The following is an 11714-nucleotide window of genomic DNA, read 5'->3' on the forward strand; positions in this document are numbered from 1 at the left end:
CTTGTTCTGACACGGGGTGCTCCGCACGGGCGGGGCTGAGAACACACCCGGGAACCTGCTCAGGTAATGCTGACGAAGGGATGTCAACGTTGTGAATAGCTCTGTCCAAGGTGCTGCGGGCGCAGGCCAGCACGCCCGATTCACGGACCACTTGTGGGACCGGACCAAGGTGCTGCGCGAAGCGATCGACGAACTCGAGTTCCTCCGCCGCCTCGGCGACGGAACACTGCCGCTGGACGTGTTCCGCACGTACATCGAGCAGGATTTCCTGTACCTGACCGGATACGCGAAGGCCCTGTCCCTGGTCGCCGCGCATGCGCCGGGCCCCGTCGAGGCCGGCTTCTGGGCCGGCTCGGCAGCCGAGGCCGCCACGGTCGAGGCGACATTGCACCAGAATCTGCTGACCAGCGGACGGCTCCCCGCGTCGGACGCCGAACCGCAGCATTCGCAGGCCTGCCTCGGGTACATCTCCTACCTGACGGCGGTCGCCGCCACCGAGCCGTACGCGGTGTCCGCCGCCGCGGTGCTGCCGTGCTTCTGGATCTACGCCGACGTGGGACGCCGGCTGGCGGCGAGCGCCCGGGACGTGCTGGCCGCCGACCCGACGCACCCGTACGCACAGTGGGTGACCACGTACGACGCGGAGGAGTTCCACGCCGCCGTCGCGAAGGCCCGCGAACTCGTGGACGCCGCCGCGGAGGCCGCGACCGACGCCCAGCGCGAGGCGATGGTGGAGGCGTTCACGATCGCCAGCCGCTACGAACTCATGTTCTGGGACACCGCACTCAACAAGCAGGAATGGCCGGCGTCGTGACACTTTTCTCCCGTACCAAGCGCGCTGCCACCGCAGCCGTCATCCTCGTCTCGGCCCTGTCGATGCTCACCGGCTGCGCCGGCGACTCACAGTCCGACGACACCATCCGGTTCGCACTCGACTGGACGCCGAACACCAACCACACCGGACTGTTCGTCGCCCAGCAGGAGGGCTGGTTCGCGGACGCCGGACTCGACGTGCAGGTTCTGCCGTACAACGACACCTCACCCGACACCCTCGTCGACGCCGGCAACGCGGAGTTCGGCGTGAGCTTCCAGAGTTCCGCGACGTTCTCGAAGGCCGCGGGCGCCCAGACCACGTCGGTCATGGCCCCGCTGCAGCACTGGGCGACGGGCATCGCGGTGAAGGCGGATCGCGCCGACATCACCCGCCCCCGGGATCTCGACGGCAAGATCTACGCCGGTTTCGCGGACCCCGACGGCGAGGAGACGCTGAAGCAGATCATCCGGAACGACGGCGGCAAGGGCGAATTCACCACCGTCACGCTCGGCACGTCGGCCTACGAGGCCGTGTACTCCGGCACCGCCGACTTCACCGTGTCGTTCTTCGGCTGGGAGGGCATCGAGGCCGAGCACCGGGGCACCCCGATGCGCTACTTCCACTACACCGACTACGGCTTCCCGGACGCGTACGCACTCGTCATCGAGGGCAACGAGCAGTGGATGGACGAGCATCCCGAGCAGGCCCGCAAGTTCGTCCAGGCCCTGCAGCGCGGCTACCAGTTCGCCGCCGACCGGCCGGACGAGGCCGCGCAGATGTTGATCGACGCCAACCCCGGCGCCTTCACGGACGAGTCCCTCGTGCGGGAGAGCCAGCAGATGCTGTCCTCCGAGTACATGAAGGACGCTTCCGGAAAGGTCGGGACACAGACGGCCGAGCAGTGGGCGGGGTACTCCGGTTTCCTGTTCCAGCACGGCCTGCTCACTGGCCCCGACGGGGCACCGCTGACCACGGAACCCGACTGGTCGACGTATTTCACCAATGAGTACCTCGCTCAGCCCTGACCCGACCCTCCGGACCCCGGCCCCGGGCACGTCCCCGCTGCTGCGGCGGGTACTGCCCGCGGTCGTGGTCGTGGCGCTGCTGGTCGTCGCGTGGCAGGTGTACGTGACGGTCAGCGGTATCCGGCCGCAGGTGCTGCCGTCGCCGCTGCGGGTCGTCCAGCAGGGTTGGCGGGCGCGGGACGCCATCTCCGGTCACGCCTCCGCGACACTGCAGGTGACGCTGATCGGGTTCGCCGTGTCCCTGCTCTGCGCGTGGGCTCTCGCCGTGCTCGTGGACTTCTCGCCGTGGCTGCGACGCGCATTCGTTCCGCTGTTCGTCGTGTCGCAGACGCTGCCGATCATCGCGATCGCGCCGCTGATGATCATCTGGTTCGGATTCGGTCTGCTGCCGAAGGTCCTCGTGATCGCCCTCGCCACGTTCTTCCCCATGACGATCGGCCTGATCGAGGGTTTCGCCGCCGCCGACCGGGAGGCGGGTGCGCTGTTGCGCAGCATGGGCGCCTCCCGGTGGCAGGAATTCCGCTACGTGCGGCTGCCCTCGGCCATCCCCCGGTTCTTCACCGCCCTGCGCATCGGCATCACGTACGCCGTCGTGGGTGCCGTGTTCGCCGAATACGTCGGGGCCACGTCCGGTCTCGGCATCTACATGGCCACGCAGAAGAACTCCTTCCGCACCGACCTCGTGCTGGCGGCGGTGCTCGTCACCGCCGTGATCAGCGTCAGCCTCTACCTGCTCACGTTCGCGGTGGAGCGCGTCGTCGCCCCCTGGATCAAGAACGAGAGAGCCCGGCATGAGTGAGACCGCGCGCGTCGCACTGTCCGGACTGAGCAAGGGATTCCCCGTCCGCGGCGGCATCCGTCCCGTCCTCGACAACGTCTCGTTCACCGTCGAACCGGGCGAGTTCGTGTCGGTGATCGGCCCCAGCGGGTGCGGGAAGAGCACCGCGTTCGCCATGCTCGCCGGACTCGACCAACCGGACGCCGGCACCGTCACGATCGGCGGCGAGCCCGTGCGTCCCGCGGGCAGTGGCCCGTCGAACTGCGCGTACATGCCGCAGAAGGACCTGCTGTTCCCGTGGCGCAGCGTCCTCGACAACACCACCCTCGGACTCGAGGTGCAGGGCGTGCCCCGGAAACAGGCGCGGGACAAAGCCCGGGAACTGTTTTCCGTCTTCGGTCTCGGCGGGTTCGAGGACGCCCGCCCCAGCCAGCTGTCCGGCGGCATGCGACAGCGCGCCGCGATGCTGCGGACCGTCGTCCAGGACCGGCCCGTGCTGCTGCTCGACGAGCCGTTCGGCGCCCTGGATTCGTTGACCCGCACCGAGATGCAGACCTGGTTGCAGGACGTGTGGCAGCGCTACCGGTGGACCGTCCTGATGATCACCCACGACATCCGGGAGGCCGTCTACCTGTCGGACCGGGTGGTCGTGCTGTCCGCCCGGCCCGCCACCGTGCGGCGCGAGGTGACGGTGGGCCTGCCCCGCCCCCGCGAACTGTCGATGATGACGTCACCCGAATTCGCGGACGTCGAACACGAACTGCTCGGCGTGCTGCACGAGGAATCGCGGCGGGCCCTCGTCGAGCAGGAGTCGGGCAGACGCTGAAACCCGCGGCGCCTCCAAGCAGTAGCGTCTCAGAGTAGTGCCGCCTCCAGTTCGCCGAGGGCAGCCTCCAGGTAGTGGAGGATGCGTTGCAGGCTCGGCACCGAGCGGCGGCACCCGATGACACCGAAATCGAGGTTGCCGCCGTTGGTGGTGAGCGTGATGTTCAGCGCCTGCCCGTCCAGCACCACCGACGTCGGGTAGATGCCGTCCAGCCGGGACCCGTTCCAGTACATGGTCTTCCGCGGTCCCGGGACGTTGGAGATGATCACGTTGAACGGCGGCGGCGTGAAGCGGACGAACCCCGGCACCGGCGTCAGGGCGATCGGTGACATGTTGACCGCGGACCACGCCAGCGCCTGCAACGAGGTGAGGCTGCCGAACAATTCCTTTCCCTGCGACATGGACGCGGAGATCGCCGTCAGACGCTCCGCCGGGTCGTCGACGTCCGTCGCCAGGTTGCACAACGTCACCCCCACCGCGTTGCCGCCGGAGTCGGCCTTCTGCTCGTCGCGCAGCGACACCGGAACCATCGCGATCAGCGGTTCGTCCGGCAGCGCGTTCTGTTCCTCGAGGTAGCCCCGCAGCCCCCCGGCGCACATGGCCATCACGACGTCGTTGACACTGACGCCTGCCGCTTTCCGCACGGCATGGATCCGGTCGAGCGGCCAGGACTGCGCGGCGAACCGGCGCGCGCCACCGATCGGGACGTTGAGCATGGTGCGGGGCGCCTCGTACGGAAACCTCATGTCGTGCTGACCCATCGCGGTGCGGGCGATCCGCAGCGACGCCGGCGCGAGACCGGCGACGTCGCCGACCGTGCGGCGGACCCCGTTCACCACCGACCAGAGGTCGGGGGCGGCGGCTCCGTTCGCCGACCCCGAGCGCGGCAGGTTCCACGGCGGCGGCGCGTCGCGCACGTCCGGGTCGGTCGACAGCGTCCGCATCAGCAGCCGCAGCCCGGAGACCCCGTCCATCAGCGAGTGGTGCAGCTTGGTGTAGATCGCGAACCGGCCGTCGGAGAGGCCCTCGATCAGATACATCTCCCACAGCGGGCGATGACGGTCCAGGAGCGTGCCGTGCAACCGGGACGTCAGCGTCAGCAATTCGCGGACCCGGTACGGCGCAGGCAGGGCCGAATGACGCACGTGGTATTCGAGATCGACGTCCGACTCGTCGGCCCACCACAGGTTCCCGAGAYTGCCGACCGGGCCCGCCGGCTTCTTGCGGAACGTGGGGTCCACGTCCGTGTGCTTCAGCAGTGTTTCGTGCATCGACTTCACGTAGTCCGGTCCGGCATCCTCCGGCGGTGTGAACAATTCGAGCGATCCGACATGCATCGGATGCTCTCGCGATTCGCCGAGAAGGAATATCGAATCGGTAACCGGCATGATCCCCACCTGGACGTTCACCCCCGCTCGGTCACTATCCCATTACGACTTCCGCCTGGATGCTACGTCGGGCGTAGCGTCCGTGCGACCTACTTCGATGTAGACCGTACGGCGCAAAGAGGTGGCAAACCTGAAGGCAGCACGTCGAAGGGCACCGAGGCCGGAACGGAGGCAGGCAATGAGCACTGCGACTTACGAATTCTGCCCGTCACCGCTCCCGGTGACGCGGCGGGAGTTCGCCGGGACCAGCCTGCAGTCGGCGGCCCTCGCACATACCCTCCGCCGCACGGTCCGGCCGTTCCTCGACGGGTGGGCGCGCTACCCCGAACTGCCGTGGCCCACCGGAGTCGTCGACCTGTTCGGGTACTCGCTCGGCCCCATCCGCGGAACCCAGCGCAGGCCCGTCCGGCTGCCGCACTGCCGCGCCGAATGGATCCGGCCTCCGGGTGAGCTCGGCGACCGGGCGATCCTCTACCTCCACGGCGGGGCGTTCCTGTGCTGCGGGATCAACTCGCACCGCCAGATGGTGTCGCGGATCTCGGCGGAGTCCCAGGCGTCGACGCTGAACGTCGCGTACCGGATGATCCCGCGGAACCCCATCCGGGCGGCCGTCGCGGACGGTGTCGACGGGTACCGGTGGCTGCTCGCGCACGGGTACACCGCGGACCGCCTCGTCATCGCCGGCGACTCGGCGGGCGGATTCCTGACGTTCATGGTGACGCTCGAAGCGCTGCGCCAGGGGCTGCCGCGTCCCGCCGCCGACGTCGCGCTGTCGCCGCTGACCGACCTCGACCCGGTGAACAAGCTGGCCCATCCCAACGCCGACCTCTGCGCCGTCTTCCCCAAACGCGCGGTCGGTGCCCTGTCCAGGCTGATCGAACGCCTGGACACCCGGGGCGGGCACGAGCCGTCCACGTCCCCCGTGGACGGCTCCCTCGCCTCCATGCCGCCTGCCCTGATCCAGACCGGCTCGCAGGAAATGGTGTACGTCGACGCGGAACTGATGTCCGAGCGGCTGTCCCAGGCCGGTGTGCCGTGCGAACTGCAGGTGTGGGAGCGGCAGGTGCACGTCTTCCAGGCCGCCGCCGGACTGCTCCCCGAAGGCACCCGCGCCATCCGCGAGATCGGCCGGTTCATCCGCAGGGCCACCCCCGTGAGTGCTTGTTAACGTCCGGCGGTTACGAAGTACTCACGGGTGCGAACAGGTGGTTCCGGTCGAGCGTGGAACCCGGCGTGCGCCCGCCACCCCACCCGATCACGGCGCGGTAGGCGCCGAGCGCCCCGGACTCCGCCAGCGCGTCGGCGTCGGTGTGGGTGGAGTCCTCGGGAACCGGGGTGTCGAACGGCGCGACGTACAGCGCGTCGGTGGGACAGTTCGCCTCACACATGAAGCACGTCTGGCAGTCCTCCTGGTGCGCGACGACGGGAACCCCGTCCTCGCCGCGCCGGAAGACGTCCGTCGGGCAGACCTTGATGCAGATGTCGCACTGCACGCACCTGTCGGCGAGGACGACCTCGATCACGACGCCACCGTCCTGTTTTCGGCGGCGCCGTGTTCCGGCCGCACCCACACTTCGCCCATTCCGCCCGACAGCAGGCGACGGGTCTGCGACGGATCGGTGTCGGGCAGGTCGGTGCGCACGTGCATGCCCCGGGTCTCGGTCCGCGCCAGCGCCGAGTGGGTCGCCCACCGGGCCGCGGCGAGCATCGCGGCGGCCGAACGTGCCTGCAGCAGTTCCCGTTCGCTCCCGCCGAGCAGATCGGCGGCACCCGACCAGGCTTCGTCGAGCGCGGTCACGCTGTCCTGCAGGCTCGTCGCGCTGCGCCGGTAGCTGCGCCGCAGCGGCAGGGTGTGCTCCTGAACCAGTCCGACGATGGCGCGCGACGCTTGCCGCCGGGCGGACGGGCCGCGCAGACCGGCCGTTCCCGCGCCGCGCACTCCGTCGGGGACGGGACGCCCCCGCGCGAACCGGGCGGCGCCCGCGCCCGCCCATGTTCCCGAGGAGATCGCCCAGGCCCCGTTGTGACTGCCGCCGCCGCTGCGGCCGCCGGTGATCAACTCGCGGGTGGCGGCGTCGCCGGCTGCGAACAGGCCGGGAACGTCACTGGCGCAGTCGGTGCCGGTGATCCGGATGCCTCCGGTCCCACGCACCGTCCCCTCCAGCACCGCGCGCACGGGATACTTCTGCGTGAACGGGTCGATGCCAGCCTTGTCCAGCGGCAAAAAGTAATTCGGTTGCGACGTGCGCATGACCGCGCGGATGTCGGGCCGGGCCCGATCCAGCCGCGCATACACCGGGCGGCCGGTGGCGAGGTGCGCCATCGCGGCGCCGCGTGCGGAGAAGCCGCCGTCCCCGAGCGGCTGGCCGTCCGCGTCGTAGTACGTGGCGAACTGCATCATCAAGCCCTTGGTGTGCCCGCTCCACGCCGGGGCCAGCGCGTAGGCGGTCGAGAATTCCATGCCCGAGAACGACGCCCCGACCTCGGCGGCCATCAGGAGTCCGTCGCCGGTGTCGACGTTCGTTCCGAAACTTCCCGACAGGAACGCGCAGCCGCCGGTCGCCACGACCACGGCCCCGGCGCGCACCGACCACGGCGCGTATCCGTTCTGCCGTTGCAGACCGGCGGCGCCGGACACGACGCCGTCGCCGGTGGTGAGCAGTTCCAGGGCGGGGCTGTGGTCGAGAATGGTGACCCCGGCCCGGTGCACGCGCCTGCGCATCCGGCGCATGTACTCCGGCCCCTGCAGGCTGGTGCGCACCTCCCGGCCGTCGTCGCCGGACGGAAACCGGTAGCCGGAATCGGCCAGTTCGTCCACCCGGCGGTGGGTCTCCTCGAGCACCCGGTACATCCAGGCCGGTTCGGACAGCCGGCCGCCGTCCTCGAAGCGGGCCTGCACCGACCGTTCGCGGGCGGGGCCGGGCGGGATGTTCCACAGGTTGTTGCCACCCGACGCGGTGGGACCGCTGGTTCCGCAGTACCCCTTGTCGGCGAGCACCACCCGGGCGCCCTCCCGGGCCGCGGACAGTGCCGCCCAGGTGGCGGCGGGTCCGCCGCCGAGGACGAGGACGTCGGCGACGATCTCGAGTGCGCTCACGAAGCGAACAGCATCGCCGACGCGGCGACGGCCGCCCCGGCTCGTTCGGACAGCGGGCGGCGGCGGAACAATCTGTCGAGCAGAGACATCGTTACCCCCGGTCGGAGCGGTATGGACACCGCTCGATCGTCGGCTCGCGACCCCGTCCGGGCAAGGGTTCTCGTCAGCGTGCGCCGAACCCCGGCGGCCGCCCGGCAACCTTCGAGCGAACCCCTCCCGGGCAACTCGATTGCGGACACGTGCACCAGCCGGGGGCAACGCCCTCTATGGTGGACGCATTTGCACGCCGACGACGGGTAAAGCATGGACGACAGGACTGTAGCGATCGGGGCGCTTGCGATTGCCACCGTTTCAGCGGTCTCCGGGCTGATGATCGGCGCCGCAGGCGGCGCGTTCGGCAGTCGCGGACCGACAGTCGTGCCACCACCGCTGTCGTCGGAAGGTCTGCAGGCCGCGGGGCCGTACAGCGCGGAACCGGCGACGTTCCAGGTGTTCGTCCCGCCGACCCCCACCTGGCAGATGGCGGAGCTGACCACCCCGCGGGTCGTCACCCTCCCCACCGAACCGGCGCCGGTGACCACCGCGCCGCCGCCCGCGCCCTCGACGACCCCCGCACCGCCTCCCCCGCCGCCGGTCCGGACGACGCTCGCGCCGCCTCCGCCTCCCCCTCCGCCGACGATCAGCCTCGCCCCGGTCACCACGCCGGTGACCCGGCCCCCGATCGTCACGACGACCGAGGCGACCGTTCCGCCGCAGGCCGCCGTGGCACCGACACTGGCGCCGACCACCACCACGACGACGCGTCCGGTGATCACGATCCCGCCGGTCACCACCAGGCCACGAGGCTGACGCTCAGGCCCGTCTGCGCGCGATCAGTTGCGCGACGGCCACCCCCGCACCCAGCGCGGCGACCAGCGCGCTGAAGACGATCCCGGCGGCCCGAAGGTCGGTGAACCGCGCGAGCACGCCGACACCGACCGCGGGGACGGCCAGCATCACGTAGATCCCCGCGAAGAACGCCGACGACACCCCGCCGCGGAACTGCTGCTCGACCCGTTCGACGGTGGTGGCGATCGAGGCATTGAGGCACAGGCCCCCGGCGACGCCGAGCACCACCGCGGACGCGAGCAGCGGCGCGAGCACGATGTTCGCCAGCGCGAGCGCCAGCAGGCCGGCTGACGGGATCAACGCGAGGCACCCGACGAGCATCGCGGCGGCCGTCGACATCCGGCGTGCGAGGAGCTGACCGAAGGCCATGAACAGGAACGTCAGGAACACGACGAGACCGGCCATCGTGTGGCTCCTCGACCCCAGATATTCGGTCAGGAACAGCGCCGACACGGCGGTGAGCACACCGGTCACCGCGAATGCGGTTCCGGCGGCGAGCACGGCGGTGACGAAGGCGCCGCGGATCGACGCCGGAACCTGCAGGCGGCGAGGTCGGATGCGCCACGTCGGGCGGGTGGCCGGTGCCGGCGCGAACAGCCACAACGCGGCGCCCGCGAGGACGGCGAGCACGAGATTCACCACATAGGGAATGGTCAGCGGACTCGAGGTGAGGTCGGCGATCACCCCCGCGCTGAGCGTGCCCAATCCGAGTCCGCCGGTGTTCACCGCGATCGCGAGCATTCCGGCTGCGGCCTTGCGGTCGGGCGGGAACAGATCGATCACCGCGGCCGTGCCCGTGCCGGTCATGAGGCCTGCGGACAGCCCGGAGATCACCCGGGCCACCACGAACACCGGAAGCGTGGACGGCAACAAGAACAGCACGGCACTCACCGCGGCGAGGGTGACCGCGAGAAAGAGCACCGGACGCCGTCCGAGGTCGTCGGACAGCCGCCCGAACAGGGCGAGCGCGACCACGACCCCGACCGCGTACACGGCGAACAGGATCGTGACGGTGAGGGCGCTGAACGCCAGTTCCTGCGCATAGATGGAATAGAGCGGGGTGGGAAGTGTCGTTCCCATCATCGTGACGAGGAACGCGAACGACGTGGCCCCGACCGCGAGGGCGGACGACCGCCGGGTGCGGGTTCCGGACACTGCGGGCGAGAACGAAGGCATGGATCCGAGCCTTTCGGAGATCGGGAGCGGTGACAAGCCCCGTCCAGCAGTCGGTAAGGTGGCTTCCCGCCGGATTGGGGGGTCCACTCCGGGACCGAGAGTGTCCAGCAGCGGAGGTCGGGGATGAATGGCGGGGAGAATTTTCGATCGGGCGCCTGGGATCACCGCGCCATCAGCAGTGCTGTCGACGCCCTGAGACCCGCCGAGTCCGAGGCGGTCGCCGCGTCCTGGGACGACCTCGGACGAAAATTTCAGGAGTCCGTGGCCGCGTTCCACGAAACGACCCGGGCCGCGGTCGGCACCGGCTGGCGCGGACGGTCGGCGACCGCGGTGGTGTCGGCACTCGACGACTACGCCGCCCGGGCCGGGCAGGTCGGCGGCCGTTTCGCCGACGTGGGAGAGGCATTGCGGCACGCGAGCGCCGGCGCCGAAGCGGTACGCGGTGCGGTCGGCCCGCCCGGGGACCACCCGACCGACTGGACCCGGGTGCTACCCGGCAACTGGACCGCGGAAGCCGACGCCGATGCCGCGGAACAGGACGCGAAGGCGACCATGGATACCCTGTACGCGTCGGCGTATCGGGTTGCCGACGATCGACTCCCCACCGACGGTCTCGCCGCGACCCACGGTGCGGCGACGGAACACGGGCGGCCGGTGGGCTTCGACATCGGACCGAACGGCGTGCACGGCGTACCCAGCGATCAGCAGGTGGCCGAACCCGAACCTGAACCCGGCGCGGACTCCGAGCCTCGCGAGAGTGACCAGGTCCAGCCCCAGGCCACGCAGGCCGCTCCCGGTTCGATCGCCGGTGCGGCGCTGGCCGGGGCCGTCGGCGGCGGGGTGGCGCAGTACGCGCACGGCATCGTGGCCGCGCACCGGGCGCCGGCCCCCGAACGGCCCGGCAGTCTGGCCCTGCCCGCCGCACGCGAAGACGAGGAGGAACCACCGACCTACCTCGAAAGCATCGACGAGGGAAGCGAACTCGTCGGGAAACTACCCCTCGTCACGCCCGCGGTGATCGGCGAATAGTCGTGGGGCACTGGGTGTTGAGCGGTCCGCAGTTCTCGGCGTCGTGGGCGCGGACCGGCCAGGACCGCATCCCGTATCCGTTCACGGTCACGAGCGCGCTGGCCACCGCCGACGAGTACGAGGCCGAGCAGCGCCGGATCCGCGCCGACTTCTCCGGACCGGAACACGACCCGCTCGCGTCGGCGCTGCTGGTGCTCGCCGAACCCGACCTCCGGATCGAGATCTCCGGCTCCGAAGGCGGCACGCCGATCCGCCTGATCGGGGCGCTCGCGCGCGGGCACGGAATCGCGGCGGTGCAGCATCCGGGCGGCGAGGTGGTGATCCGCAGCTGTGAACCGTACGACGTCGGCAGGCAGCTGATCGCGCAGCTGCCCGACACCGACGCGGGCACGCGTCGCGGCGTCGTGGTCGACCGGGCGGATGCCGCGCACCGGCAGGCGGAGGTCGCCCGGATCCTCGACCGCCCGTCGACGGGTCAGGGGGTCGTCACCGTCGTCCGCGGCGCGCGGCACTCGCCGCGCCCGGTCGGCGGTCTGGCGTGGCGTGACATCGACAGCGACGGCAGATATCTCGTGTGGGGCGACACGGCGGTGGCGGTGGAACCGGGCACGTCGTGGGACCTCCTCGACGCGGTCACCCGGCTGACCGGACGGATCGCGGCCGGTCACCCCGTCTGAGCCCCGCACCCCCTCC

12 protein-coding genes and 1 riboswitch are annotated in these 11714 nt (G+C 70.4%); of the genes, 8 read left to right on the plus strand and 4 right to left on the minus strand.

Features of this window, described 5'->3' with window-relative positions; genetic code table 11:
• Positions 1–2: 2 nt before the first annotated feature.
• Positions 3–98, plus strand: a riboswitch (TPP riboswitch).
• The 4 genes from AC1DWT_RS23500 to AC1DWT_RS23515 all read left to right on the plus strand — a co-directional run bounded on the left by AC1DWT_RS23500 (position 92) and on the right by AC1DWT_RS23515 (position 3443).
• On the plus strand, positions 92–814 hold the full coding sequence (locus AC1DWT_RS23500) for a TenA family protein (RefSeq protein ID WP_206012840.1): 723 nt from the start codon (positions 92–94) through the stop codon (positions 812–814). (Overlaps the previous riboswitch by 7 nt.)
• The gene (locus AC1DWT_RS23505) at positions 799–1839 is read left to right on the plus strand and encodes an ABC transporter substrate-binding protein (protein ID WP_072945923.1); all 1041 of its coding nucleotides are present in this window, start codon (positions 799–801) and stop codon (positions 1837–1839) included. The genes AC1DWT_RS23500 and AC1DWT_RS23505 overlap by 16 nt, the downstream gene beginning before the upstream one ends.
• The gene (locus AC1DWT_RS23510; RefSeq protein ID WP_072945921.1) at positions 1817–2638 is read left to right on the plus strand and encodes an ABC transporter permease; all 822 of its coding nucleotides are present in this window, start codon (positions 1817–1819) and stop codon (positions 2636–2638) included. The genes AC1DWT_RS23505 and AC1DWT_RS23510 overlap by 23 nt, the downstream gene beginning before the upstream one ends.
• Positions 2631–3443: an ABC transporter ATP-binding protein gene (locus tag AC1DWT_RS23515; RefSeq protein ID WP_072945919.1), complete on the plus strand. Its 813-nt coding sequence runs from the start codon at positions 2631–2633 to the stop codon at positions 3441–3443. Before AC1DWT_RS23510 ends, AC1DWT_RS23515 begins: the two co-directional genes overlap by 8 nt.
• A 29-nt stretch (positions 3444–3472) precedes the next feature.
• On the opposite strand, the gene AC1DWT_RS23520 is transcribed toward AC1DWT_RS23515, so the two are convergent.
• Positions 3473–4831 (minus strand): WS/DGAT/MGAT family O-acyltransferase, encoded by a 1359-nt coding sequence (locus AC1DWT_RS23520; protein ID WP_477922412.1) that lies wholly within the window; start codon positions 4829–4831, stop codon positions 3473–3475.
• Between the two features lie 178 nt (positions 4832–5009).
• Between AC1DWT_RS23520 and AC1DWT_RS23525 the strand changes: the two genes are divergently transcribed.
• Positions 5010–5999, plus strand: a complete 990-nt coding sequence (locus AC1DWT_RS23525) for an alpha/beta hydrolase (protein WP_206012841.1) — start codon at positions 5010–5012, stop codon at positions 5997–5999.
• A gap of 10 nt (positions 6000–6009) precedes the next feature.
• Here the strand turns inward: AC1DWT_RS23525 and AC1DWT_RS23530 are convergent, their stop codons facing one another.
• Positions 6010–6354, minus strand: coding sequence for a 4Fe-4S dicluster domain-containing protein (locus AC1DWT_RS23530; protein ID WP_095865769.1), 345 nt, complete (start codon positions 6352–6354; stop codon positions 6010–6012).
• Positions 6351–7928 (minus strand): FAD-binding protein, encoded by a 1578-nt coding sequence (locus AC1DWT_RS23535; protein ID WP_206012842.1) that lies wholly within the window; start codon positions 7926–7928, stop codon positions 6351–6353. Before AC1DWT_RS23535 ends, AC1DWT_RS23530 begins: the two co-directional genes overlap by 4 nt.
• A gap of 303 nt (positions 7929–8231) precedes the next feature.
• Here AC1DWT_RS23535 and AC1DWT_RS23540 point away from each other — a divergent pair, with 303 nt between their 5' ends.
• Positions 8232–8777, plus strand: coding sequence for a hypothetical protein (locus AC1DWT_RS23540; protein WP_072945910.1), 546 nt, complete (start codon positions 8232–8234; stop codon positions 8775–8777).
• 3 nt (positions 8778–8780) lie between these two features.
• Here the strand turns inward: AC1DWT_RS23540 and AC1DWT_RS23545 are convergent, their stop codons facing one another.
• Complete coding sequence (locus AC1DWT_RS23545) at positions 8781–9992, minus strand: MFS transporter (protein ID WP_206012843.1); 1212 nt, start codon at positions 9990–9992, stop codon at positions 8781–8783.
• A gap of 123 nt (positions 9993–10115) precedes the next feature.
• Between AC1DWT_RS23545 and AC1DWT_RS23550 the strand changes: the two genes are divergently transcribed.
• Both AC1DWT_RS23550 and AC1DWT_RS23555 read left to right on the plus strand, forming a co-directional pair.
• A complete protein-coding gene (locus AC1DWT_RS23550) occupies positions 10116–11021 on the plus strand; it encodes a PPE domain-containing protein (protein WP_206012844.1) in 906 nt (301 codons plus the stop codon).
• A gap of 14 nt (positions 11022–11035) precedes the next feature.
• Positions 11036–11698, plus strand: a complete 663-nt coding sequence (locus AC1DWT_RS23555) for an ESX secretion-associated protein EspG (RefSeq protein WP_206012845.1) — start codon at positions 11036–11038, stop codon at positions 11696–11698.
• Positions 11699–11714: the final 16 nt, after the last annotated feature.

This window comes from Rhodococcus sp. P4_B6 (genome assembly GCF_056402215.1).